We start from the raw sequence: 24,177 nt of genomic DNA, 5'->3' as shown, positions 1-24,177 counted from the left end.
CTGCCGCCCGCCGTCATCCGCACTCCCCGTCGACGTCCCCGCCGTGACGCTCTCACCAGGGACAACGATCAAGAGGGCTACGTGAGGTGGGAGTGCGTCACGCGAGGTAGGTGCCCAGAGCCTCGAGCAGGCCCCGGCTGCCCCCCTCGCGGTTCGGTCCGTCGGCCCAGAACTGGTCGAAGAAGACGCCGTGCTCGACGTGCGTGAACCGGGCGCCCTCCTCGATCGGCTCGAACTCGAGCGACGCCACCGACGTCGACATGTGGACCCCGTCGAGCCACATGTCGTACGTCGTGACGATGCGGACGTGCTCGACGATGTCGGTGTACGTGGCCTCGTACCGCGAGACCGGACCGTTGTGAAACTTCCCCTCGGCGACGTCGCGTCCGCCGACGCGGAAGTCGAACACCCACTCGCCGGGCTCGATGGCGTCGCCGGCACCCCACCAGCCCAACTTCTGATCCTCCTCGGCGAACGCCTCCCAGACGCGCTCGACGGGAACGGGGTAGTCGCGGGTGAGAGTGAATCCGGCGCGGGCCAGTCGGCGTTCGATCGTCATCTGCAGGTCCTATCGCGTGAAGGTGACGTGGGTCGTGCCGCTCTCGGCCACTTCCGTCGTCACCTTGTGGGTGAGCTCCAGGCCGCGCAGGTCGTCCCACAGCCGGGTGCCCCGGCCGAGCAGGATCGGGGCGATCATGACGTGCAAGTGGTCGACCAGGCCGGCGCGCAGGAAGGCGCGCGCGGTGCTGACCCCACCGCCGACGCGCACGTCCAGGCCGCCGGCAGCCTCGGTCGCCTCGGCGAGCACGTCCTCGATGGCGGCGGTGCTGCGGAAGTGGAATGTCGTCCCGCCCGGCATCGGGATCGACGGGCGCGGTGCGGTGTGGGTGAGGACGTAGACCGGGGTGCCGAACGGCGGCTGGTCGCCCCACCAGCCCTTCCAGTCCGGGTCGTCGGGGAACGTGTGGAGGCCGAACATGGCCGCGCCCATGATCTCGGCGCCGACGCCCTCGAAGTGCGCGGCGGCGTACGAGTCGTCGATGCCGGTCGTGCCGGCGCCGCTGGTGTCCCCGAAGACGCGCTCGTGGAACGTGCGGGTAGCGGCGTAGGCCGCCGTGAGGCGCCCCCAGTCCTCACCCATCGGATTCTCCGCGGTCTGGCCGGCCGACGTGTAGCCGTCCAGCGAGGCGAACAGGTCGATGCGAACACGGGTCATGTCAGATTTCCTTCGGGCTGGTGCGGGTCAGGTGGATGCCGAGCCGGTCGGCCTGGCGTTCTGCGGGGGTCCGTTGCTCGTCGAGCCACAGGTGAAGGACGTCGAGGGCGCCCGGTCGCAGGCTCACGGTGCGGACGCGTCCGTGCTTCTGCGACGTGACCAGTCCCGCGTTCTCGAGGACGCGCAGGTGCTGCATGAGCGACGGCAACGCCATCGAGAACGGTGCCGCGAGGTCGGACACGACGGCTGGGGACTTCGCCAACCGTTCCACGACGGCCCGACGCGTCGGATCCGAGAGAGCGCGGAGCACGGCGTCGAGCTCGTCGTGATACTTAGGCACACACCTAACTATTGTCGAAGAGCAGGGATCGGTCAACCAGCTCAAGGAGGAAGGTCCGTCTGGGGGGAGTGAAAGGGTCAGGCGGCGTGGGCAGCGCGGCGCAGTGCCGGGTGCCGGGCCTCCCAGGCCGCCCGCACCCCCCGCGGCAGGTTCAACTCGGGCCAGACCCGCACCAGCGTCGCCCCGTCGATGTGGTCGCGCAGCTCGTCCACGCGCACCGCCTCGCGCAGCACGTTCTCGTACATCCACAGCAGCATCGTGTGCTCGCCGAGGTCGAACGCGCGCTGGGGATTCCACCAGAGGCGCAGTGGCAGCTCGACCAGTCCGTGGGTCGGGCCGCTCAGCTCGCCCAGGGTCCCGGCCACCAGGACGGGCCGGTGCGGCCGCGCCAGGTGGACGACCGGGCCGTCGAGCGTGCGGGTGGACATGACGACCAGCGTAGACCGCAACCCGCACCGACGGATAACCCCTAGGTTCCTAGGATGCTTTACGCGCGGAGCACCACACCACAAACCGGAACAAATGCTTCAGCTAAGGCGGGTACGCACGACCAGCTCGTGCAACGCCTCGACCGCGGCCGGATCGGCGTGCTGGGGGAGAGTCGAAGCGTCACGCGCCGCCTCGAGCTCCGAGCGCAGCCGGGCAACGTCTTTCTCCACCTCGTCGCGCAGCGAGTCGGGGAACGCCCCGTGCTCCGCGGACCGCTTCATCGCGATCAGCTCCGGCACGTACGCCAGCGAGCTCAGCACCCCGAGGTCCGCGACGACCTCTCCGGTGCGCATGAGGTGGATGCCCGTGTGCAGCACCCGCAGCGTGTACAGGGCCGGCTTGAGCTCCCCGGTCTTGGCGAACAGCCGCTCCTGCGTGGCGGCGAACCCGAGGTAGTGGTGGGCATGGTGGCTGGTGATCAGGTCCGGAGCCAGCGCGATCAGCGCGCGGTGGATCTCGGAGGTCGTGACGACCCGCGGCGACAGGAGCTGCTCCAGGACGTAACCGTTGCGGCTGTTCAGCAGGCGGGCGAACTTGAGCAGATCGTGGCTGACCACGTCGAGCTCCACCCCGTCGCGCCAGGTGTCGGAGGCGATCGTCTCCGGGCCGGTTCGCAACCCGACGACCTCGGCGGCCGGCAGGACGTGGCTGGCGCGCAGGTCGAGGTCGCTGTCGACGGACGCGAAGCCGTAGAGGTGGGCGCCGCTGACTGTCACGAAAACCGTGGGATAGGGCAGGGCAGCGGCTTCCGCGGCCCAGGCGGGCACGTTGACGGTCACTTCAGACCCCTTTCTCGTACGCCGGTGAGCAGCGCGTCGATCGCGGCCCGGTCAGGCTCGTCCGGGAGCTCGCTGGCGGCCTCGGCGGCGGCCAGGTCGGCCTGCAGCTCGTCGGCCCACGAGACCACGGATTCCCACCGCTCTCCACCGTTTTTGATCAGCAGGAGCCGGTCGCGCAGCGGGCGGACGTCGACCAGGATCTCGCCGGTGCGCAGGACGTGGGCGCCCGCCAGCAGCAGCCGGATCATGTGCATCGCCTGTTTGCGGTTGGTCTCGCCGGTGCGCGCGCGCCGGGCGGCGACGCGCTTGAGCTGGTCGCGGGCGTAGGCGCCGTATGTGTGGGCGACGTGCCGGGAGAGGAACGCGGCGCGGGCGCCGAGCAGTTCGTGGCCGTCGGCGGTGGCGTGTTCGACCAGGGGTGACCAGAGCACTTCGAGGACGGTCGGGTTGGCTTGCAGGGCGAGGGTGCAGAACCGTTCGATCTCCCACGAGAACTGTTCGTCGTGGGGCCCGTCGAGGTGGGTGGGCGGCTTGTCGAGGTGCCAGAAGGCGCGGGTGGGTGCCGCGTACACGCCGCGGCGGTCGTGGTCGGAGTCCGGCCCGTCGAGGCCGTACGCGCGGGAGCCGACCACGACCGCGAGGATCGTGTGGGGCGGAAAGTCGGTCACAGGTCGAGGACGGTGGCGTCGACCGCGTCGAGCTCCTCCTGGCTCAGCGCCGGGTTCCGCAGCGCCGCGACGTTGGTCTCGAGCTGCTCGACGCTGCTGGCCCCGATGATGAGGCTGGTCATGCGCGGGTCGCGCAGGGCCCAGGCGAGGGCGAGCTGGGCGAGGCTCTGGCCGCGGCGCCGGGCGATGTCGTCGAGGCTGTGGATGCGGCCCATCGTCCGGGCGTCGAGGTCGCTCTCGTCGAGGAAGACGCTGGTGCGTACCCGGGAGTCGTCGGGGATGCCGCCGAGGTAGCGGTCGGTGAGCAGGCCCTGCTGCAGGGGGCTGAAGGCGATGCAGCCGGCGCCGACGCGTTCCAGCGTGTCGAGCAGGTGGTCGCGCTCGATCCAGCGGTTGAGGATCGAGTAGGAGGGCTGGTGGATGAGCAGCGGGGTGCCGAGTTCCTGGAGGATGGCGGCGGCCTGGGCGGTCTGCTCGGCGCTGTAGTTGCTGATGCCGACGTAGAGGGCCTTGCCGGCGCGGACGACGGCGTCGAGGGCCGTCATGGTCTCCTCGAGCGGGGTCTCCGGGTCGGGGCGGTGGTGGTAGAAGATGTCGACGTAGTCGAGGCCGAGCCGCTTGAGGGACTGGTCGAGCGACGACACCAGGTATTTGCGGGAGCCCCATTCGCCGTACGGGCCGTCCCACATGGCGTAGCCGGCCTTGGTGGAGACGATGATCTCGTCGCGGTGGGCGGCGAAGTCGGTGCTCAGGATGCGGCCGAAGTTCGTCTCGGCGCTGCCGGGCGGGGGCCCGTAGTTGTTGGCCAGGTCGAAGTGGGTGACGCCGAGGTCGAAGGCGCGGCGGGTGATGGCCTGCTGCCGTTCGAGGGGGCGGGCGTCGCCGAAGTTGTGCCAGAGGCCGAGGCTGATCGCCGGCAGCTTGAGACCGCTGCGACCGGCGCGGCGGTAGGTCATGGTGGCGTAGCGGTCGTCCGAGGGGGAGTAGGTCACACGCCACAGCCTAGGGACACGTGATCGACATCCGTCCGCTGGTAGGTTGAACGCAGCCGTACCACCCACGCGGGAGAGACCACCGGTCCGCCGGCGGCGCCGAAGGGGCAAATCCTCCCCGGAACCTCTCAGGCAAAAGGACCGCGGGGGAAGGCGACTCTGAAGTGCGCTCGTGGGTATGTCCGACTCGTGGGTATGACAGAGGGGGAGGTTGCCCGTCGACCTCGGAAGTCCCCTGGAGCCGCCATGACGTTCGCACATCGCCACATCGGTCCCGATCCGGACGCTCAGACCCAGATGCTCAAGGCGATCGGGTACGCATCCCTCGAGGCGCTGATGGATGCCGCGATCCCGGAGGTGATCCGCTGGCACGGCACGCTGGAGCTGCCGGCCGCGGCCTCCGAGGAGGAGACGATCGCGGAGCTGCGGGAGATCGCCGGGCGCAACACGGTGACGACCTCGATGATCGGGCTCGGCTACCACGGCACCTTCACGCCGGCGGTGATCCGGCGCAACGTGCTGGAGAACCCGGCTTGGTACACGGCGTACACGCCGTACCAGCCGGAGATCAGTCAGGGGCGCCTGGAGGCGTTGCTGAACTTCCAGACGATGGTGACCGACCTGACCGGGCTGACGACGGCGAACGCGTCGATGCTCGACGAGGGCACGGCGGTCGCGGAGGCGATGACGCTGGCGCGCCGATCGTCGAAGAGCAAGAGCAACGTGTACGCGGTGGACGCGGACACCCTGCCGCAGACGCTGGCCGTGCTGCGGACCCGGGCGGAGCCGCTGGGCATCGAGCTGCGCCAGGTGAACCTGGACACGGATGCGGCTCTGCCGGCGGAGTTCTTCGGCCTGCACCTGCAGTATCCGGGGGCGTCCGGCGCGGTGCGGGACCACGCGGCGCTGGTGGAGGCGGCGCACGAGGCCGGTGCCCTGGTGACGGTCGCCGCGGATCTGCTGGCGCTGACCCTGCTGCGGGCGCCGGGGAAGATCGGTGCCGACATCGCGGCCGGCACGACGCAGCGTTTCGGCGTACCGCTGGGATTCGGTGGTCCGCACGCGGGCTACCTCGCGGTGCGGTCCGGGCTGGAGCGGTCGTTGCCGGGCAGGTTGGTCGGGGTGTCGCGGGACGCGGACGGGGCGCCGGCCTACCGGCTGGCGCTGCAGACGCGGGAGCAGCACATCCGCCGGGAGCGGGCGACGAGCAACATCTGCACGGCGCAGGTCCTGCTCGCGGTGATGGCGAGCATGTACGCGGTCTACCACGGCCCGGAGGGGCTGCGGGAGATCGCGCGCCGCGTCCACGGGCACGCCCTCGCGGTCGCCGGTGGCCTGGCCGAGGCCGGTGTGGAGGTCACCCACTCGCGGTTCTTCGACACGGTGACGGCGTACGCGCCGGGCCGGGCGGCGGCGGTGGTCGAGGCGGCGGCCGGGGCCGGGATCGATCTGCGCCTGGTGGACGCCGACCGGGTGTCGGTGGCGTGCGACGAGACGACCACGGCCGCGCACGTCGAGGCGGTGCTGGCGGCGTTCGGGGCGACGGCCGGCGCGCCCGCCGGGTCGGGGCTGGCGGAGCTGGCCCGCACGTCGGACTTCCTGACGCACCCCGTGTTCCGGTCTTACCACTCGGAGACGGCGATGCTGCGTTACCTGCGCAGGCTGTCGGACCGCGACTACGCGCTGGACCGGGGCATGATCCCGCTGGGCTCGTGCACGATGAAGCTGAACGCGACCACGGAGATGGAGCCGGTCTCCTGGCCGGAGTTCGCGAACATCCATCCGTACGCGCCGACGTCGCGCACCGCGGGCTACGAGGCCCTGGTCGCGCAGCTGGAGCGCTGGCTCGCGGAGATCACCGGGTACGACGCGGTGAGCGTGCAGCCGAACGCCGGGTCGCAGGGTGAGCTGGCGGGCCTGCTGGCGATCCGCGGCTACCACCGGTCGCGGGGCGAGACGCACCGGGACGTGTGCCTGATCCCGTCGAGCGCGCACGGCACGAACGCGGCCAGCGCGGTGATGGCGGGCATGCGGGTGGTCGTGGTGGCCTGCGACGAGAACGGCAACGTGGACCTGACGGACCTGGACGCCAAGATCGAGAAGCACCGGGACGCCCTCTCGGCAATCATGGTGACGTACCCGTCGACCCACGGCGTGTACGAGAAGGGCATCGCGGAGCTGTGCGGCAAGGTGCACGACGCCGGCGGCCAGGTGTACGTCGACGGCGCGAACCTGAACGCGCTGGTGGGCTTCGCCCGGCCGGGGAAGTTCGGTGCCGACGTGTCGCACCTGAACCTGCACAAGACGTTCTGCATCCCGCACGGCGGCGGCGGCCCGGGTGTGGGTCCGGTCGCGGTGCGCGCGCACCTGTCCGAGTTCCTGCCCGGTGACCCCCTCGAGCCGGGCGACCATCACGCGGTGTCGGCGGCGGCGCACGGCTCGGCGGGGATCCTGCCGATCTCGTGGGCGTACCTGCGGATGATGGGCCCGGACGGCCTGGCGCAGGCCACGGCGGTGGCGGTGCTGGCGGCCAACTACGTGGCGGCGCGGCTGCGCGACCACTACCCGGTGCTGTACGCGGGCAACGAGGGCCTGGTGGCGCACGAGTGCATCCTGGACCTGCGCCCGATCACGAAGGCGACGGGTGTGTCGGTGGACGACGTGGCGAAGCGGCTGATCGACTACGGCTTCCACGCGCCGACGATGTCGTTCCCGGTGGCGGGCACGCTGATGGTCGAGCCGACCGAGAGCGAGGACCTGGCGGAGCTGGACCGGTTCTGCGCGGCGATGATCGCGATCAGGGGCGAGATCGACCGGGTGGCCGCGGGGGAGTGGCCGCGCGACGACAACCCGCTGCACCACGCCCCGCATACGGCGGCGGCGGTGTCGGCGGACGAGTGGGAGCACGCGTACCCGCGGTCGCTGGCCGGCTTCCCGGAGGGCGTGGACCGCACGGCGAAGTACTGGCCCCCGGTGCGGCGCATCGACGGCGCGTACGGGGATCGGAACCTGGTGTGTTCGTGTCCGTCGCCGGAGGCGTTCGAGGACTGAGGCCGCCGGGCGGGTCGGCCGGTGTGCATCGGTCGGCCCGCGGGCGGTGTGTGTGCCATGCGCGGGGCGCCTCGCCGTCGTGCGGCGTGCGCGGCCCTGACGCCGCGGTGGGCGCGGGCGCCGCGGGTGGGCGCGGGCGCCGGGTGGTGCAGGCCGGTCCGCGGTCGCGGCCTCGTCGCCGTTACTCTTCCGGCGGTCGTACTAGTTGCGGTCGTCTCGTCGACGGCCCGAGCCGCCCGGTGGTCCGGTCAGGCCGGTCAGGCCGCGAGGGCGTGCCGGGCGGGGCCGCGGTGCGGTTCGATCTGGCTGCCGTCGGGCAGCAGTTCGCCGGTGTCCTCGAAGAGGATGACGCCGTTGCAGAGCAGGCTCCAACCCTGCTCGGGGAAGGTTGCCACGACCCGGGCCGCTTCGCGGTCCACGGCCTCGGCGGAAGGGCAGGTGGTTTGGTGCTGGCACATCGGAGGTCTCCGGTCAGGGGGGTTGTGTTGTGTTGTGTTTCACATCAACGGTGGCGAACACTACTCCCATCGGAACGAGTCCGGGGGGAGCGGGTGACGGCGCCCCATTGAGCGAATCCACTGTTGAGATGGGCCACGGGAACCGTGGATACCAACACTGTGCGACAGTCGCGCCAGCCGTTCCACCGGGTTCTCCGGCCTCCTGCCAGCGCCGTCACGGTCCGTCATCGGTGTTCGAGTGGTTCCTCGGTGACGGTGGTGACCCTGCAGAGCTTGTTACAGCGTGGCTCGCGGACAACGGACTACCGGTGCGAGACCTCATCCGAACGGCTAATGCAAACCACCCGAACGGCGTCGGCACGGTCTGCGGATCCTCACTGTACGTGTCAGCCGCGGCCGGATCGGTGATGGCCGGCGGGGCGATCGGGCGCCCCACGCCGGTTCCCGGAATCCCTGACGTGGCAGCGGTTCTCTACCGCCACACCGGCGCCGGGGAGGAGCCGGGGAGCGGTGTCTCCCAGCGCCCGATCGGTGACCCTGAGTCAATTTCCCGGGGTTGGTCGCTGGGTCCCTGGCAGGACAGCTGGACACGTCAAGATCACGCCGATGCGGTCGAAACCGTCCGCGCCGCGATCCGGCGCGGGGACGTCTATCAGGTCAATGTCGTGGGCCACGCCAGCGCTCCGTACACGGGAGATCCGGGCCCGTCCCTACAGCGGGTGACCAAACTGTCCGGAGCCCGATACGGCGGCATCCTGGCGGGCGGGGACTGGGCCATCGCCACCGCGTCCCCCGAGACCCTCGTGGAGGTCCGCGCCGGGCGGGTCGTCACCCGGCCGATCAAGGGCACCCGGCCGGCGACCGCGGCGGGCCGCCGGGAGCTGCTCGGCTCCGCCAAGGAACGCGCCGAGCACGTCATGATCGTCGACCTGGAGCGCAACGACCTGTCGCGCCTGCCCGGCGTCGGCCCGGTGCAGGTCGACGAGCTGTTCGCCGTACGCCGCTGGTCCGGGCTGTGGCAGGCCGAGTCCCAGGTGTCCGCGCCCATCCGGGGCACCCTCGGCCTGGCGGAGCTGCTGCGGGCGGTGTGCCCCGGCGGCTCGGTGACGGGCGCGCCGAAGCTCGCGGCGCTCGACCTCATCGCCGACATCGAGCCGGTCGGGCGCGGAGTGGCGATGGGCGCGCTCGGCTGGGTCGGCACCGACCACATGGACCTCGGCCTGACCATCCGGACGGCGGCGGTCACCGAGGGCCGGGTGCACCTGTGGGCCGGCGGCGGCATCACCTGGGACAGCGACCCGGTCGCCGAGGTCGACGAGGCCGCGGCCAAGGCGGGACCGCTCAGGGCAGCCCTCGCCGGCGACTGAACGGTCCCGGCGAATAGGTTGGGTGCCATGACTGTGCGCCCCATCCGGCTGTTCGGCGATCCCGTCCTGCGTACCGCGGCGGAGCCCGTGACCGATTTCGACGACGAGCTGCGCCGGCTCGTCGCCGACCTGGAGGACACCGTGCGGGAACCGGGCCGGGCCGGGGTCGCGGCGCCGCAGATCGGCGTGAGCCTGCGCGTGTTCTCGTACAACGTCGGCGGCCGGGTCGGTCACCTGGTGAACCCGGTGCTGTCCGGCTTCGAGGGTGTGCAGGACGACGAGGAGGGCTGCCTGTCCGTGCCGGGGATGGGCTTCGCGACCGCGCGGGCCCTGACGGTCACGGCGACCGGCTTCGACGCGCACGGGCGGCCGCTGACGATCGCGGGCACGGGTTTCCTGGCACGGGCCCTGCAGCACGAGACGGACCACCTCGACGGCCGGCTGTACATCGACACGCTGACCGGCGATACCCGTCGGCAGGCGCTGCGCGAGCTGCGGCGTACCCGCCCGATGCCGGCATGACCTCGGCCTTCTCCGCGAAGCCCGGCCCCTCGGGGCCGGGCGATCCGGCGCGGGTGCCGGACACCACGCGGCTGGCGGCGGCGTCGCTGGCGGCCGGCGACCCGACCGGCTGGTTCGAGCGGCTCTACGCCGAGGCCGGAGCCGGCACCGCCGAGGTGCCGTGGGACGTGCCGGAGCCCAGCCGCTACCTCGCCGGATGGGTGCGCCGAGGCGAGATCACCGGCCGTGGCCGCAGGGCCCTGGTAGTCGGGTGCGGGCTCGGCCGCGACGCCGAGTTCCTGGCCGGCCTCGGCTTCACCGTGACCGCTTTCGACATCTCCGGAACGGCCGTGCGCACGGCCCGCGAACGGCACCCGTCCTCGTCCGTCGAATATGTCGTCGCCGACCTGCTCGACCCGCCGCCGCAGTGGAACGGCCGCTTCGACCTGGTGCTGGAGAGCAACAACGTCCAGGCGCTGCCCGGCCCGGAGCGCGCCCGGGCCATCGCGAACGTCGGCCCGATGGTGGCGCCCGGCGGGACGTTGCTCGTCATCGCGGTGGCGGAGCAGGGCGGGGGCGAGGGCGCGGGGCCGCCGTGGCCGCTGACCCGCGCCGAGATCGACGCGTTCGCCGGGCCGTCCCTGACGCCGGTGGCGGTGGAGCACCTGCGAGATCCCGGCGATCCGCTGGTGGCCCGGTGGCGGGCGGAGTTCAGAGCCGGCGGATGATCTCGGCCAGGCCGGGCGGGTCCAGCCCGGCCAGCCCGGCGAGGTCGCCGACGGCCACCCAGGCGTGCCCAGCCAGCTGCTCCCGCTCGTCCGGGAGCAGCCCGTCGCGGCCCAGCGCCGGCCGGGCGGTCTCGAACCGGGCGAGGAAGAACCGCTCCGGCCCGGTGAATCGCCGTCCCTTCCAGACGAAGTCGCGGTCCACCACCACCGACCGGTCGCGCACCGCCGCCGGATCCAGGCCGGTCTCCTCCGCGAGCTCGCGGAGGGCGGCCTGCAGGTGGTCCTCGCCCGGATCGAGGCCGCCGCCGGGCGGCTCCCACACGTCGTGGCCGTCGAGCGGGTCGCGCCAGTGCATGAGCAGCACCCGCCCGTCGGCGTCGAGGCAGACGACCCGGGCGGCGGGCCGGTGAGTGGCGTCTTCCATCAGAGGATGATGAACGACGGCGGCGGGTGGCGCAGGAACTCGTGGTGCGAGATGTCCCACCCGTACGCGCCGGTGCGGCCGAACACCAGCACGTCGCCGATCCGCAGCCGGGTGACGTGCCCGTCGCGGGCGAGGACGTCGCGGGGGGTGCACAGCTCGCCGACGGCGTCGACGGCCGTGTCGCGTACCTCCGGGCGGGGCCAGTCGTACGGCCACCGGTCCCGGGGCAGCACGGTGAACGGGTGGCTGTAGCCCCAGGCGGCGGGCAGCCGGAAGTGGTGGGTGCCGCCGCGCAGCACCGCGAACCACCGGCCGTGGGTGCGTTTGAGGTCGAGGACCTCGGCGGCGTACCAGCCGGCGTCGGCGGCCAGGATGCGACCGGGTTCGACGATCAGCTCCACACCGGGCGGCACGTCCAGCCCGGCGCCCACCTCCGCGAAGTCGACGGTGGCGTCGCCGAGATGGTCCACGCCGAGGCCGCCGCCCGCGTTGACCACACGCAGCGCGATCCCGTGCCGCCGGGCCGCCGCCTGTGACCATCGCAGCGCGCCGGCGAGGAATCGGGCGTGGGCGGCGCCGTCGAGGTTGTTGGACACCGCGTGCAGGTGGAAGCCGATGACCCCGACGTTCTCGTGCGGCAGGGCCAGGACCTCGCCCAGCTGCGCCTCGTCGACGCCGAACGGGGTGGGTGCACCGGTCATCGCGTGGCTGCCGGAAAGGGCGGCACCGGCGCGGTTCACCCGTACACAAGCGGGCACGACGATCCCCGCGGCCCGGGCGAGGCGATCCAGCCGGAGCAGCTCCTGGCCGCTCTCCACGTTGACCTGCGCGCCCGCGGCGATCGCCGCGGCCAGCTCCGCGTCCGTCTTGCCCGGCCCGCCGAAGACGATGCGGCGCGCACCCGCCGCCACGGCCAGCCGCAACTCACCGCCGGAGGCCACCTCCAGGCCGTCACAGGCCTCCGCGAGGGTACGGACGACGTCGGGGTGCCCGTTGGCCTTCACCGCGTACAGGAGCGTGGCCCCGGGCAGGGCGGCTCGCACGGCGGCGGCCCGGTCGCGCAGGGCCTGCCGCTGGTAGACGTACGCGCACACCGGCGACGGCAGGTCGCCGAGCGCGGCCAGAACCGGCTCAGGCGGGCGCATGCAGGGGATTCTCCACCGGCACGTACTCGTCACCGGCGCCGGTCAGCCGCATCCGCACCAGCGCCTTGTGCGGCACCAGCGGGGCGGTGAACGCGGCGTGGTCGTCCCGCCCGGCGTCGCCCAGCGCGTCGTACGTCTCGTCCACGACCGACCGGACGATCCGCCACGCCGCGTCCTCGGCCAGGCCGTGCGACTCGCCGAGGCGCAGCACGAGCTCGCCGAGGTGGGCCTGGAACGCGGTGTAGCCGATCTTGGCGCGCAGCACGGCTTCGTCGTCGGTGCCGACGACCGAGCCCGGCCACAGCGCCACGTCGTGCCCTGCGGCCGCGAGCCGGCCGGGGTGGATCCGCAGGCCGGCGAAGTCGCGTACGGCCAGCCGGTGCGGGACGCCGTCCACGAAGGTCGGCAGGCAGTTCTGCAGGTGCGCCTCCAGGGCGACGCCGCGGACGGTCAGCCGCAGCAGGGGCGGCAGCAGCAGCCGGGCGTATGCGTCCAGGAAGGCCCCCGCGGCCGCCGCATCGTCGCGGCGCCCGGTGCTCGCGGCGAAGGCCGCGACCAGGCCGGCGGCCAGGAACGGCAGCGCGCCACCCGCGATCGCCCGCTCGCCGGGACCGAGCCGGCCGGTGATCCCGTCGCGCAGGATCGCCGACATGTCCCGCCCGGACCCGACCGGCACGGCGGCACCGGCGGTCTCGGCCATGAGCAACAACCGGCCGGCGTCCGGGTCGCCGGCGACGAGGCGGTGCAGCAGGGCGGAGACGGGCGGCCCGTTGCGGGTGCTGGCCACCGAGATCCCGCGCCGCGTCGAGGTGACCTGGATGTCGAGGGAGAGCTTGAGGTACCGCCGCCGGCCGTCTGCGCTGACCGGCAGCAGCACGGTACGCAGCGCGGCGGTCGGTGTCGCGCCGAGCTCGCCGTCGAGGATTTGCACGGCGCCGCCGGCGAGCAGCTCCCGGTGGCGCCGCGGCACGACGGTGTCCCGCTGCCAGGCGTGCACGGGCTGCAGCCGGAATCCCGGCGGCACTGCGGGCAGCCCCGGGTACGCCGCACTCAGCGCGTCGCCGAGGTCCTCGCCGAGGTGCAGGTCGTCGCGGACGGCGAGGAAGCCCACCGAGGTGTGGCCGGCCTCCAGGTCGTGGGTGAGCACGTCGAGGGTGTCCCAGCCCAGCCGGGTCCGTCCGCAGGGGTGAAGGTTGTGCCCCGCCACGGCGAGCCGCTCCCCGGCCACGGCGCACGCGTCCGGGTCCTCGCCGCGCTCCGGGCCGTGGTCCTGCCGGGCCATGGCGATGGCGAGGTTCACCACCGCGTTGCGCAGTTCCGCGGCGAAGCCGGTGGTGTTGCCGGGCAGCCCGTCCGGGATGAGGTCGGCCGGATCGTCGGCGCCGGCGTCGGCGTACTCGACCCGGTGGAACGCGTGCACGTGATCGCCCGGCTCAGGGGCGGCCAGACCCTCGCGGACCAGCGCCTCCCGGAGCCGGCGCCCGACGACGTCAGCCGCAGTCGGCAGTGCGGCGCTGAACGGGTCCAGCAGGTGCGGGGCGTGCACCGCCAGGGAGGCCCCCGTGTCGGCGGCGGACACGGCGAGCCGGCGTGCGGTCAGGCCGGAGGTCATGGTCGGGCCATCGGGTTGTCGAGGTGGGTCCACACGTCGTCGAGCGGGTCGGCGGCGAGCCGCATCGCCGTGGTGGCCTTGACCGGCAGCGGCTCGGCGAGCAGGGCGGCCGCGTCGCTCGTCCCGGCCGAGGCGACCGCCGCGGCGGCCGTCGCCCACAGCTTCGCGGGGTCCGCGCCGCCTCGTTCCAGCACGGCCACGAGCTGCCCGGCCACGGTGCCCACGGCCGCGGCCAGCTTGGTGCGCAACACCCGGGGATCGTCGGTGGGCAGGTCGCCGGTCAGCCGCGGCGGGTCGATGCCGGCGGCGCGCAGCCGGGCCGGGCTGACGCGAACCCCGCCGAGGTCGCGGTAGACGATCCGCACGGGCCGGCCGCCGTCGAGGACGACCAGGGTGTTCTGGCCGTGGGCCTCCAGCGCGACGCCGCGGTCGAGGACCGCCAGCAGCGGCGGGAACAGCAGGTTCGTCAGGTCCTGCCACCACGTGTACGGGTCGGTCGCGGCGTGCAGCAGCAACGCCCGTCCGTCGTACGGGTCGGCGGCGGCGAGCGCGGCCAGCGGCACGACGGTCTCGCCGGGGCGCATCTCCGGGGCCTGCCGGTGCAGGTGGGCGAGGTGCCGGTCGGGGCGCCCGTCGACGAGGACCGCGCCGGGGGCGTACTCGGCCGGTACCGACAGCGGCAGCCCCGCGGTGAGGTCGCGCAGCAGGGCGGACAGCCGGGGTCCGTTGTGGAGGGCGGCGGGGGACACCGTCCGCACGGCGGAGGTCATCTGGACGTCGACGGCGGTCTTGACGTGGCCGGTGGGGGTCGCGACGGTACGCAGGGACATCAGCGGGCGGACCGGGGCGGTCTCGCCGTCGGGGGCGAGCCACGGGTGGCGCTCGAGCAGGCGCGGGGCCTGCCAGGGGTGGGCGAGCAGCACGGGCGGCCCCTCGCCGTACCAGCGGTCCGCGGGCACCCGCAGCCGGTGCAGGCGCAGGGTGGGACGGTGTTCCGGGCCGTACGCGAGCACGTCGGCGACGTCCATGCCGCCCCGGCTCCGGCAGCAGGGGTGCAGCGGGTGCCCGTCCAGGACGAGCTGTTCGAGGGTGGCCGGGTCGGGTTCGGTGTCCAGGATCGGCCGGGTGGTGGCGGCCGGCGGGTCCGCGTACGCGAGGGCGAGGTTGGCGACGCTGCCGGCGATCTCGTCGCGGAATGTGTCCGGCCAGCCCAGGCGGCGTACCAGCAGGACCGGGTCGGTGATCGCCTCGGCGCCGAGGCGGCAGGCCAGACCCGCGGCGGGCACGGCGAAGGGGAGCGCAGCGGCGGGGTCGAAGGTCAGCACCCGGCCGCCGCTGACCGTGATCCGGCCGGGGGCCCGCGCGGCCACGCCGGGCAGGGGTTCGCGGGCGAGGGCGCCGAGCAACCGGGCCAGGATCTCGGCCCTCGCCCGCGGCAGCGCCCGGTCGTAGGGCCCGGTCAGCTCCGGCCGCAGACGCTCCAGCTCGGTACGGGTCCGGACGGCGTCGGCGGTGGGCACGGCGCCCATTCTCCGGCACCGTGCCGGGCCCGCGGCACGGGCCCGGCCATCAACATCCTAGGACGCTCTACAGGGTGTGCGACCCGTCACAGGTCGCACACAAGGTCAAACCCAAAGAGGAATTTCATCGACCCCATCAGAACAGAAGTTCGGCCTCCCTGGCCGGGTCCAGGCCCACGGGAGGGCGATCGGGGCGATGCGGTGGCGTACCGCCGATGCTCTGCAGCCACGCCCACGTGTCGGCGACGGTCTCGCGCACCGGGCGGGGCCGCAGCCCGGCGGCGATCGCCCGGCTCACGTCGCCGCCGTGCATGAAGGAGTGGTCGAACCCCGGCGCCAGCCAGATCGGCAACTCGGTCCACTGTGCGATCCCGGCGGCGAGGATCGCGTCCGGCTCGGTCCAGCGCAGCTCGGCTCGGCCGCCGGTGATCTCGGCCGCGGTCTCCAGCAGCTCGCCCATGGTCGTGTGGCCCGACTCGCTGACCACGTTGTACGGGCCGGAGCGGCCGGCCGCGGCGGCGTCCAGGACGAAGGCGGCCAGGTCGCGGGCGTCGATGTACTGCAGGGGCAGGTCGCGGGGGCCGGGGGCGAGGGTGGGTCCGCCCTTCGCCAGCCGGTTCAGCCACCAGGGCAGGCGGCCGATGTCCTCGTGCGGGCCGAGGATGAGCCCGGCCCGGGCGAGCAGGACCGGGCCGTCGAACGACTGCTGGGCGGCGAGCTCACCGCCGCGTTTGGCGGCGGCGTACGCCATCGGGGCCGAGAATTCGACGTCGTCGCCGGCGTCGGGGGAGGCGTCGACGACGGGGGCGTCCTCGGTGAGGGGTACGGGGCCGCCGCCGGCGTAGACGCTGCGGCTGGAGACGTACGTGTAGTGGCCGGCGCGACCGGTCAGGGCCTTGGCGGCGTCGCGGACGGCGTACGGGGCGGCGGACCAGGTGTCGACGACGGCGTCCCACGTGCCGTGGTCGAGGGCGGTGAGGCCGCCGGGGGTGGTGCGGTCGGCGACCAGTGCGGTGACGCCGGCGGGTGCTGGGCGGTGGCCGCGGTTGAGGACGGTGACGTGGTGGCCGCGGGTGCGTGCCTCGTCGACGACGGTACGGCCGACGAATCCGGTTCCTCCGAGTACGAGCAGTCTCATGGGAGCGACGATGCCTTTTGTCGTACCCGGGGTGGAAGATGCTATCGCTGTCGGCGGAAACGAGGTGTGACGTGGCGTTACGGGTGGATCTGACGTTCGACTGCGCAGGGGCGGGGGCGCTGGCGGAGTTCTGGAAGCTGGCGCTGGGCTACGAGGACGAGCCGCCGCCGGCGCCGTTCGCGACCCGGGAGGAGTGGGCGGCGTCGTTCGTCGACCTGGAGGACGACGACGGGGACGGCGCGTGGTTGCACGATCCGTCGGGGGTGGGTCCGCGGCTGGTGTTCCTGGAGGTGCCGGAGCCCAAGGTGGCGAAGAACCGGCTGCACATCGACGTGCGGGTGGGCCGGTCGGCGGGGCAGTGGGCGGTGATCTCGGCGAAGGTGGCGCAGCTGGTGTCGGCCGGTGGGCGGGTGCTGGCGACGTTCGAGGGGCATCACGTGGTGATGGCCGATCCGGAGGGCAACGAGTTCTGCGTCGCGGCCTGACGGCTCCGGGGGCGAGTGGCGTGACCTCGCAAGGCCCGCTGACAGAGTCCGGGGCGAGTGGCGTCGCTTAGCGGGGTCCGAGGGGGAGTTCGGCGGCGGTGTGCCAGGGTCCGCCGGGGGCCGGGATGCCCTGGATGAGGTGGACGGCGTCGATGTCGGCCGTGATGGGCAGGTGGGTGGCGGCTTCGTCGGCGGCGGCGCGCAGTGTGGCAGGCGGATGGTCGTGGCCGATGGTGAGGTGCGGCACGACGTCGGGGTGGGCGCCCTCGTAGGGCTGTGCCCCGGGGAAGCGCGCGGCGATCGCGTGGGTGAGGGTCGTGAAGGGTTCGGCGGGTGTGGGGGCGAGCCAGACGACGGTGTCGCCGAACCAGTCGGCGTGGGTGATGGCGGCGGTGAAGCGCGGCACGCCGGCGACGATGTCGCGCAGGGTGTCGAGGACGGCCGCGGTGATCCGGGCCGGCGGGAGGAACGGGTAGAGGACGGTGATGTGGGCGGGCACTCCCCAGCCGGCGGCGCGGTCGAGGTGGGCCCGGTGGTGGCGGACGGCGGGTTCGGCGGTGGGCACCGGGACGATGAGGGCGCTGTGGGTGGGCGTCATGGTGGCGACTGTGCGGCGGGGGACGCCGGGTGTCCAGCGGTTTCGGGCTATGAGACGCCGGGCTCGGTTGATCCGCCGGCGGCCGCGAGACCCGGTGCGGCCGTCCCGATGGGTGCGGCCGCAAGAGCCGTACCGGACCGCACCGGGCTGCCCTCGGAGCCACCCGGCCGCGCCGTTGCTCCCGTGGGAGACGGCGACTGCGGATCCAGTGTGGATGGGCGTGACACGTCATGGGGACCGGATATGGGACAGCGGATCGATCCGATCGTCCGATGGACCGGAATCCCTGACAGATGTCATGGGGTGGTCGTGACGCGTGACCTGGTCGCGAGGGGCGGCCGGCGGCGAAGCTGGGTGGCATGACAGTGATCGTGGAGAGCGAGGCCCCGCCGCGGGGCCTGGCCGTCGAGCTGGACGGTGTGGTGAAGCGTTTCGGGGCCGTGACCGCGGTCGACGGGATCAGCCTGCGGATCCGCCCGGGTGAGGTGGTGGCGTTGCTGGGGCCGAACGGTGCCGGCAAGACCAGCACGGTCGACATGCTGCTCGGGTTGTCGACGCCGTCGCAGGGCTCGGTGCGGGTGTACGGGCGGCCGCCGCGGGAGGCGGTGGCGCTGGGCCTGGTGTCGGCGGTGATGCAGACGGGCGGCTTGCTGAAGGACTACACGGTCGAGGAGACCGTTCGCCTGACCGCGGTGTTGTTCGGGCGTCCGGCGGGCGAGGCCGACGCCGCGCTGGAGCGGGCCGGCATCGGCGACATCCGGCGGCGGCTGGTGGGCAAGTGCTCGGGCGGGCAGCAGCAGCGGCTGCGGTTCGCGATGGCGTTGCTGCCCGATCCGGAGCTGCTGATCCTGGACGAGCCGACGACCGGGATGGACGTCGGCGGCCGGCACGAGTTCTGGTCGGCGATCCGGGCGGACGCGCAGTCGGGCCGCACGGTGGTGTTCGCCACCCACTATCTGGAGGAGGCGGACGCCTATGCCGACCGGGTGGTGTTCGTTCGCCGGGGCCGGATCGTGGCGGACGGCACGGCGGCGCAGGTGAAGGCGATGGCGTCGGGGCGTACGGTGCGGGCCACGTTGCCGGGCGCCGACGAGCGGGCGTTGCGGGAGCTGCCCGGGGTGGACTCGGTGGAGGTGCGTGGCGACACCGTGATCCTGCAGGCGGCCGACGCCGACGCGGTGGCGCGGCACCTGCTGACCGCGACGACGGCCCGGGATCTGGAGATCACCTCGCGGAATCTGGAGCAGGCGTTCCTGGCGTTGACGGCCGACGACATCCAGGAGCACGACGAGCGTACGGCCGACGAGGGTGTGGGGGTGCGGCGATGACGGCCACGGTGCAGCGCAGTCTTCCGCGTTTCGGCGGGTTCTCGGCCGGGGTGGTCCGGCTGGAGTTGCGGCGGCTGGTGCGCAACCGCCGCACGGTGATCTTCACGCTGGTGATGCCGGCGGTGTTCTACCTGCTGTTCGGCTCGAGCGAGGCTTATCGCACCGAGCGGGCCGGTGCCGGCAATGTGGCGGGTTTCGTGCTGGTCAGCATGGCGGTGTACGGGGCGATGCTGGCCACCACCAGCGGCGGGGCGATGGTCGCGGTGGAGCGGGCCGCGGGTTGGAGCCGGCAGTTGCGGCTGACGCCGTTGCGGCCGGCGGCGTACATCGCGGTGAAGCTGGTGCTGGCGATGATTCTCGGGGCGGTGTCGGTGGCGGTGGCGTTCGCGGTGGGGGCCGTCGCGGGGGCGCAGCTGCCGGCGGCGGCGTGGGTGGAGTGCGGGGTGCTGGCGTGGGTGTGCGCCTTGGTGTTCGCGGCGTTCGGCCTTTTCATGGGCTATCTGCTGCCGAGTGAGAACGTCATGCAGATCCTGGGCCCGGTGCTGGCGGTCCTGTCGTTCGCCGGTGGCCTGTTCGTCCCGGTGGACCAGCTGGGCACCACGTTCGCCACGATCGCGAAGTTCACCCCGGTGTACGGCGTCGGTGAGATCGCGCGCTACCCGCTGGTGCACGATGGGAACCTGTGGCTGGCGGCGCTCAACGTGGTGGTGTGGACGGCACTGTTCGCCGGGGGCGCGGTGTGGCGGTTCCGGCGCGACACGGCGAGGGTCTGACGGGAACCGTCGTGGAGGCGTTCGAGCACCGCGGTTTCCGGTTCGGGTGGCTGTTCGCGGCCCTGTGGCTGTTTTACCTGAGCGAGAACCTGTCGGCGCTGCTCGCGCATCCGGGCGGCTGGCAGCGGGACGTGGGCCTGGCGGCGCTCGCCGGCTTCGCCGGGCTGTATCTGGCCATGGTGTGGTGGTTCAGCGCCGTCCGTGGCCGGCTGCGGGACATGGGCGGCTCGCTGCGCGTGTGGGCCTGCCTCGTGGCTCTGCTGGCGCTGACGGCGTTGCAGGTTCCCGGGGCCGGCTTCCACGCCCTGACCTGCCTGGTGTACATCGGGGCGTCGGCGGTGGCGGCCCTGCCGTTGTGGCAGGCGGCGCCGTTCTCGGTGGCGCTGGTCGTCACCGCGGAGCTGCTGGCGTGGCGGGTGCCAGGCTGGGAGGACAACGGGTACGGCCTGGCGGTGCTGCTGGGCTCGGCGGCGACCTGGGGCCTGCGGCTGGCCGGCGAGCGGCAGGCGCGGTTGCGCGTGGCGCAGGAGGAGCTGGCGGAGATGGCGGTGCAGAACGAGCGCACGCGCATCGCCGCGGATCTGCACGACATCCTGGGGCACTCGCTGACGGTGGTGACGGTGAAGGCGGAGCTGGCGCAGCGCCTGCTGGACGTCGACGTGAACAAGGCCCGGGCGGAGCTGCGGGACCTGGAGGCGCTGGCCCGCGACGCGCTGGCGGACGTGCGGGCCACCGCGCTGGGCGTACGGGGGATCTCGCTGCCGGGGGAGATCGCCGCGGCCCGGGAGGCGCTGGCGGCGGCGCACGTGGTCGCCGACCTGCCCGGGGCGGCCGACGACGTGCCGACCCGCAACCGGGAGCTGTTCGCGTGGACGATCCGGGAAGCGGTGACGAACGTCGTGCGGCACAGCGGCGCCGGCCGGTGCGAGGTGCGCCTGGCGCCGGGCTGCGTGGAGATCGTCGACGACGGCCCCGGCGACGCGGCGCCGGGGCCGGGGCCGGGCGGTCAGGGCCTCGCCGGCCTGCGGCGGCGGGCCGAGGCGGTGGGGGCACGCCTGACGGTGGGCCGCCGTGACGATCGGCCGGGCTTCCGCGTGCGGGTGGAGGTGCCGTCATGATCCGGCTGTTGCTGGCCGACGACCAGGCGCTCGTGCGCGGTGCGATGGCGGCGCTGCTGAACATGGAGCCGGACCTGGAGGTCGTCGCGGAGGTGGGCCGCGGGGACGAGGTCGTGGCCGCGGCCCGCGAGCACGGCGCCGACGTGGCGCTGTTGGACGTGCAGATGCCGGGGCTGGACGGCGTGGCGGCGGCCCGGCAGCTGCACCGGGCGGTGCCCGGGTGCCGGGTGCTGATGGTGACGACCTTCGGCCGGGCCGGTTACCTGCGGCAGGCGATGGCGGCGGGGGCGAGCGGCTTCGTCGTCAAGGACACACCGGCGCGGCAGCTCGCGGACGCGGTGCGGCGGGTGCACGAGGGCTTGCGGGTGGTGGATCCGGGCCTGGCGGCGCAGTCGCTGGCGTACGGGGATTCGCCGCTGACCGAGCGGGAGACGGATGTGCTGCGCGCCGCCCGGGACGGCGGCACGGTCGCGGACATCGCCCGTGAGCTGCGCCTTTCCGAGGGCACCGTGCGCAACCACCTGTCGGCGGCGATCGGCAAGACGGGCGCTCGGACCCGCGCGGAGGCCGTCCGCCTGGCCCGTGACCACGGTTGGTTGCTGACCTAGGTGCTGCCTGAGAGGTAACTGTGTGACTTTAGGTTTTCTTCGGGTGCAACCGAGCGGCAACCGACTGTGACCGTCCCCTGCACCCAGCGCCACGAAAAGTTCCCCCTGTCAGCCGGTGAGCCGTCACCGGGCGACGGGATACGAGGGGGAACACACGATGTCCGCAGCGACCGCGAAGAAGTCCGTCAGCCGTGAGCTGGAGAACCTGATCCGCGAGAACATGCCGCTGGTGGGTCACATGGTCCGCGAGATGCTGTTCAAGGTCCCGGCGCACGTGCACCGCGACGACCTGGCCTCGGCCGGGTACGCGGCCCTGGTCACCGCCGCCCAGGCGTTCGACGCCTCCCGCGGCATCCCGTTCGGCCGCTTCGCCGCGGTGCGGGTGCGCGGCGCCCTGCTCGACGAGCTGCGCAGCATGGACTGGGCGAGCCGGTCGGTGCGGGCCCGGGCCCGGCGCGCCGACGTTGCCCGGCAGGAGCTGACCGGTCAGCTGGGCCGTACGCCGACCCCGTCCGAGCTCGCCGAGCTGCTCGGTGTCGGCGTGACCGAGCTGGCGAGCGTCGACGACGACGTGCAGCGCGCCGCGGTGCTGTCGCTGCAGGGCTTCGCCTCCGGCGCTGCCGAGGACCTGGTGACCGAGGCGGCGCTGAACCCGGAGGAGATGCTGCTGCACCGCGAGCGCATCGGCTACCTGCACGACGCGGTCGCGGTGCTGCCCGAGCGGCTGCGCTTCGTCGTGGAGGCGTCGTTCCTGCAGGAGCGGCCGCTCTCGGAGGTCGCCGCCGAGCTGGGCGTGACGGAGTCGCGGGTGTCGCAGCTGCGCACCGAGGCGCTGGCGCTGCTGCGCGACGGCCTGACCACCCACCTGGAGCAGCAGGACAACGGCGATGCCAAGGATGGTTGCGTGGCCCGGCGCAGGGCGGCGTACGCGGCGCAGATCGCCGGCCGCAGCACCATGTCGACGCGCCTGGGCGTGACCGACGTCCAGGGCCTGAACCGCTCGGTGGCCTACGCCGCCTGACCCCCGCACCACCGGAGGCCGTCACCCGTACCCGCCGGTGGCGGCCTTCGCCATATTCGGTTGCGACCCGTCCCTGGCGGCGGCACAGTGGCAACCGGACCACCGCCGAGCCCCGAGGAGCAGTCACTCCCGTGTGATACCGACCCGACCCGTTCCGTGCCGCCGATCATGGCGGGTGCGCGGGTCGTCGTGTCCCATCGGTATCCGCCTTCGGAGGACCCCTTGCTCAAGGCCGTCTCGATCAGCGCCGCCCACGACGGCGAACCCCTGTTCGCCGGCGTCGACCTGGTGCTCGGCGCCGGCGACCGGATCGGCGTCGTCGGGCCCAACGGCGCCGGCAAGACCACCCTGCTGCGGGTGTTCGCCGGTGAGCTCGCCCCCGCCACCGGCACGGTGACGCGCGGCCCCGGCACCCGCGTCGGTTACGTGCCGCAGCAGCTCACCGGCCGGGACGGCACCGTCGGCGCCTTCCTGCACGCCGGGCTCGGCGAGCTGGCCGAGGTCACGGCGCGCCTGCACCGGCTCGGGCAGGAGCTGGCCGCCGGCGCCGACGTGCTCACCGCGTACGGGGAGACCCAGGAACGCTGGACCACCCTGCGAGGGTGGACCGCCGCCACCCGGCTGGACCGGATCCGGCAGCGCCTCGACATCGCGCACCTCGACGACGGGCGGCCGCTGCACGAGGTCAGCGGCGGCGAGCAGGCCCGGCTGCTGCTCGCCCGCGCCCTGCTCGACGCCCCGAACGTCCTGCTGCTCGACGAGCCCACCAACCACCTCGACGCCGAGGGTGCCGCCTGGCTGGGCGAATGGCTGGCCGGATTCCAGGGCGGCGTGCTCACGGTGAGCCACGACCGGGCCTTCCTCGACACCGCCGTCACCCGCATCATCGAGCTCGACGGCATCCACGACGTCCCGCAGGACTATCCCGGTGGCGGCTACGGCGCCTACCGCGCGGAGAAGACCCGCCGCTGGCAGAGACTGCTGCTCGACTACGAGGCCCAGGAGAAGGACCGGGTGCGATGGGAGGCCGACATCGAGCGCACCAAGGCCCAGTCGCTGTTCGTCGAGACCACCGTGCGCTCCGGCGCGGAGGCGCCGCACCTGCGCCGCATCGCCCGCAAGGTCGCCGCGAAGGCCAAGGCCCGCGAGCGGCGGCTGCGCCGGCAGATGGAATCGGTACGGTGGATCGCCGAGCCCCGCACCCGCCCGCCCCTGACCCTGGCGTTCCCCGGCGACGACGCCGAACCCGGCGAGACCCTGATCGAGGTGCGCGACCTCACCGTGAAGCTCGGCGGGCGTGCGGTGCTGGACGGCGTCGACCTCGCCCTGCGCCGCGGCGACCGGATCCTGGTCACCGGCCGCAACGGCTCGGGCAAGACCACCCTGCTGCGGGCGCTGCAGGAGCAGGCGACGGTCCCGGTGGCGGTGCTGCCGCAGACCGACCACGGCCTGCGCACGAAGACCACGGTCGTGGACTATTTCCGCTCCCGGGTGCCCGTGTACGCCGACGACGCGGAACGCCTGCTCGCCGCCCACCAGTTCGGCGCCGACCAGTGGGACGCGAGCCTGCGCAGCCTGTCCGCGGGGGAGCTGCGCCGGCTGCTGCTGGCCGTCATGGTCAACAGCCCGGCGCGGGTGCTGCTGCTCGACGAGCCGACGAACTTCCTCGACTTCGACGCGCTCGACGTCGTCGAGGAGGCGCTGCGGGCGTACCGGGGGACGCTGGTGACCGTCACCCACGACCGGTACTTCGCCGGGGCCGCCGGGCACGACCGCACCTGGCATGTCGCGGACGGCCGGGTGCACGTCAGCTGAGAT

The 24,177-nt window shown here is 73.2% G+C and carries 25 protein-coding genes and 1 riboswitch; of the genes, 11 read left to right on the top strand and 14 right to left on the bottom strand.

Translation table 11 applies throughout. The annotated features are described in order from the left end of the window. Positions 1–97: 97 nt before the first annotated feature. The 7 genes from AB0368_RS03120 to mgrA all read right to left on the bottom strand — a co-directional run bounded on the left by AB0368_RS03120 (position 98) and on the right by mgrA (position 4,484). Positions 98–559: an SRPBCC domain-containing protein gene (locus tag AB0368_RS03120; protein ID WP_366152091.1), complete on the bottom strand. Its 462-nt coding sequence runs from the start codon at positions 557–559 to the stop codon at positions 98–100. Between the two features lie 9 nt (positions 560–568). After that, the gene (locus AB0368_RS03115) at positions 569–1,216 is read right to left on the bottom strand and encodes a dihydrofolate reductase family protein (protein ID WP_366152090.1); all 648 of its coding nucleotides are present in this window, start codon (positions 1,214–1,216) and stop codon (positions 569–571) included. A 1-nt stretch (position 1,217) separates the two neighbouring features. Then, the gene (locus tag AB0368_RS03110; protein ID WP_366152089.1) at positions 1,218–1,556 is read right to left on the bottom strand and encodes a metalloregulator ArsR/SmtB family transcription factor; all 339 of its coding nucleotides are present in this window, start codon (positions 1,554–1,556) and stop codon (positions 1,218–1,220) included. Positions 1,557–1,633: 77 nt separating this feature from the next. Continuing rightward, on the bottom strand, positions 1,634–1,984 hold the full coding sequence (locus tag AB0368_RS03105) for a hypothetical protein (RefSeq protein ID WP_366152088.1): 351 nt from the start codon (positions 1,982–1,984) through the stop codon (positions 1,634–1,636). A gap of 99 nt (positions 1,985–2,083) precedes the next feature. Further along, complete coding sequence (locus AB0368_RS03100) at positions 2,084–2,824, bottom strand: nucleotidyltransferase domain-containing protein (protein ID WP_366152087.1); 741 nt, start codon at positions 2,822–2,824, stop codon at positions 2,084–2,086. Further along, complete coding sequence (locus AB0368_RS03095) at positions 2,821–3,492, bottom strand: nucleotidyltransferase domain-containing protein (RefSeq protein WP_366152086.1); 672 nt, start codon at positions 3,490–3,492, stop codon at positions 2,821–2,823. Before AB0368_RS03095 ends, AB0368_RS03100 begins: the two co-directional genes overlap by 4 nt. After that, on the bottom strand, positions 3,489–4,484 hold the full coding sequence (mgrA, locus tag AB0368_RS03090) for an L-glyceraldehyde 3-phosphate reductase (protein ID WP_366152085.1): 996 nt from the start codon (positions 4,482–4,484) through the stop codon (positions 3,489–3,491). Before mgrA ends, AB0368_RS03095 begins: the two co-directional genes overlap by 4 nt. A gap of 60 nt (positions 4,485–4,544) precedes the next feature. Continuing rightward, a riboswitch (glycine riboswitch) is annotated at positions 4,545–4,638 on the top strand. A 92-nt stretch (positions 4,639–4,730) separates the two neighbouring features. Here mgrA and gcvP point away from each other — a divergent pair. Continuing rightward, positions 4,731–7,535, top strand: a complete 2,805-nt coding sequence (gene gcvP / locus AB0368_RS03085; RefSeq protein WP_366152084.1) for an aminomethyl-transferring glycine dehydrogenase — start codon at positions 4,731–4,733, stop codon at positions 7,533–7,535. A gap of 257 nt (positions 7,536–7,792) precedes the next feature. On the opposite strand, the gene AB0368_RS03080 is transcribed toward gcvP, so the two are convergent. Beyond that, complete coding sequence (locus AB0368_RS03080; protein WP_366152083.1) at positions 7,793–7,993, bottom strand: DUF5999 family protein; 201 nt, start codon at positions 7,991–7,993, stop codon at positions 7,793–7,795. Positions 7,994–8,121: 128 nt separating this feature from the next. Between AB0368_RS03080 and AB0368_RS03075 the strand changes: the two genes are divergently transcribed. Genes AB0368_RS03075 through AB0368_RS03065 form a run of 3 tightly spaced genes read left to right on the top strand, consistent with a single transcriptional unit; the run spans position 8,122 to position 10,589 of the window. After that, complete coding sequence (locus AB0368_RS03075; protein WP_366152082.1) at positions 8,122–9,360, top strand: chorismate-binding protein; 1,239 nt, start codon at positions 8,122–8,124, stop codon at positions 9,358–9,360. Between the two features lie 27 nt (positions 9,361–9,387). Continuing rightward, positions 9,388–9,882, top strand: coding sequence for a peptide deformylase (locus tag AB0368_RS03070; protein ID WP_366152081.1), 495 nt, complete (start codon positions 9,388–9,390; stop codon positions 9,880–9,882). Beyond that, complete coding sequence (locus AB0368_RS03065; RefSeq protein ID WP_366152080.1) at positions 9,879–10,589, top strand: class I SAM-dependent methyltransferase; 711 nt, start codon at positions 9,879–9,881, stop codon at positions 10,587–10,589. Before AB0368_RS03070 ends, AB0368_RS03065 begins: the two co-directional genes overlap by 4 nt. Here the strand turns inward: AB0368_RS03065 and AB0368_RS03060 are convergent. From AB0368_RS03060 to AB0368_RS03040, 5 genes are all read right to left on the bottom strand, one after another. Further along, entirely contained in the window at positions 10,573–11,013 is a 441-nt protein-coding gene (locus AB0368_RS03060) for an NUDIX domain-containing protein (RefSeq protein ID WP_366152079.1), read from the bottom strand. The genes AB0368_RS03065 and AB0368_RS03060 overlap by 17 nt on opposite strands. Continuing rightward, entirely contained in the window at positions 11,013–12,158 is a 1,146-nt protein-coding gene (locus AB0368_RS03055; protein WP_366152078.1) for an alanine racemase, read from the bottom strand. Before AB0368_RS03055 ends, AB0368_RS03060 begins: the two co-directional genes overlap by 1 nt. After that, a complete protein-coding gene (locus tag AB0368_RS03050; protein ID WP_366152077.1) occupies positions 12,145–13,770 on the bottom strand; it encodes an IucA/IucC family protein in 1,626 nt (541 codons plus the stop codon). Before AB0368_RS03050 ends, AB0368_RS03055 begins: the two co-directional genes overlap by 14 nt. Then, complete coding sequence (locus AB0368_RS03045) at positions 13,767–15,290, bottom strand: IucA/IucC family protein (protein ID WP_366152076.1); 1,524 nt, start codon at positions 15,288–15,290, stop codon at positions 13,767–13,769. The genes AB0368_RS03050 and AB0368_RS03045 overlap by 4 nt, the downstream gene beginning before the upstream one ends. Before the next feature lie 136 nt (positions 15,291–15,426). Next, positions 15,427–16,428 carry an NAD-dependent epimerase/dehydratase family protein gene (locus tag AB0368_RS03040; RefSeq protein ID WP_366152075.1) on the bottom strand — a complete coding sequence of 334 codons (1,002 nt, stop codon included), beginning with the start codon at positions 16,426–16,428 and terminating at the stop codon, positions 15,427–15,429. A 71-nt stretch (positions 16,429–16,499) separates the two neighbouring features. Here AB0368_RS03040 and AB0368_RS03035 point away from each other — a divergent pair, with 71 nt between their 5' ends. Further along, positions 16,500–16,913 carry a VOC family protein gene (locus AB0368_RS03035; protein WP_366152074.1) on the top strand — a complete coding sequence of 138 codons (414 nt, stop codon included), beginning with the start codon at positions 16,500–16,502 and terminating at the stop codon, positions 16,911–16,913. Between the two features lie 67 nt (positions 16,914–16,980). Here AB0368_RS03035 and AB0368_RS03030 read toward each other — a convergent pair whose 3' ends face one another. Beyond that, positions 16,981–17,511, bottom strand: a complete 531-nt coding sequence (locus AB0368_RS03030) for a 2'-5' RNA ligase family protein (RefSeq protein WP_366152073.1) — start codon at positions 17,509–17,511, stop codon at positions 16,981–16,983. A 359-nt stretch (positions 17,512–17,870) separates the two neighbouring features. Here AB0368_RS03030 and AB0368_RS03025 point away from each other — a divergent pair, with 359 nt between their 5' ends. The 6 genes from AB0368_RS03025 to AB0368_RS03000 all read left to right on the top strand — a co-directional run bounded on the left by AB0368_RS03025 (position 17,871) and on the right by AB0368_RS03000 (position 24,174). Next, complete coding sequence (locus tag AB0368_RS03025; protein ID WP_366152072.1) at positions 17,871–18,839, top strand: ABC transporter ATP-binding protein; 969 nt, start codon at positions 17,871–17,873, stop codon at positions 18,837–18,839. Beyond that, a complete protein-coding gene (locus AB0368_RS03020) occupies positions 18,836–19,612 on the top strand; it encodes an ABC transporter permease (protein ID WP_366152071.1) in 777 nt (258 codons plus the stop codon). The genes AB0368_RS03025 and AB0368_RS03020 overlap by 4 nt, the downstream gene beginning before the upstream one ends. An 11-nt stretch (positions 19,613–19,623) precedes the next feature. Continuing rightward, positions 19,624–20,730 (top strand): histidine kinase, encoded by a 1,107-nt coding sequence (locus AB0368_RS03015; RefSeq protein WP_366152070.1) that lies wholly within the window; start codon positions 19,624–19,626, stop codon positions 20,728–20,730. After that, complete coding sequence (locus AB0368_RS03010) at positions 20,727–21,338, top strand: response regulator transcription factor (RefSeq protein WP_366152069.1); 612 nt, start codon at positions 20,727–20,729, stop codon at positions 21,336–21,338. The genes AB0368_RS03015 and AB0368_RS03010 overlap by 4 nt, the downstream gene beginning before the upstream one ends. 157 nt (positions 21,339–21,495) lie before the next feature. Continuing rightward, positions 21,496–22,359 (top strand): sigma-70 family RNA polymerase sigma factor, encoded by an 864-nt coding sequence (locus AB0368_RS03005; RefSeq protein ID WP_366152068.1) that lies wholly within the window; start codon positions 21,496–21,498, stop codon positions 22,357–22,359. Between the two features lie 222 nt (positions 22,360–22,581). Then, positions 22,582–24,174 (top strand): ABC-F family ATP-binding cassette domain-containing protein, encoded by a 1,593-nt coding sequence (locus tag AB0368_RS03000; RefSeq protein ID WP_366152067.1) that lies wholly within the window; start codon positions 22,582–22,584, stop codon positions 24,172–24,174. Positions 24,175–24,177: the final 3 nt, after the last annotated feature.

The organism is Actinoplanes sp. NPDC051475, assembly GCF_040689425.1.
GTDB lineage: Bacteria > Actinomycetota > Actinomycetes > Mycobacteriales > Micromonosporaceae > Actinoplanes.
The sequence above is the reverse complement of the archived record's forward strand: the minus strand, read 5'-3'. Positions and strand labels throughout refer to the sequence as shown.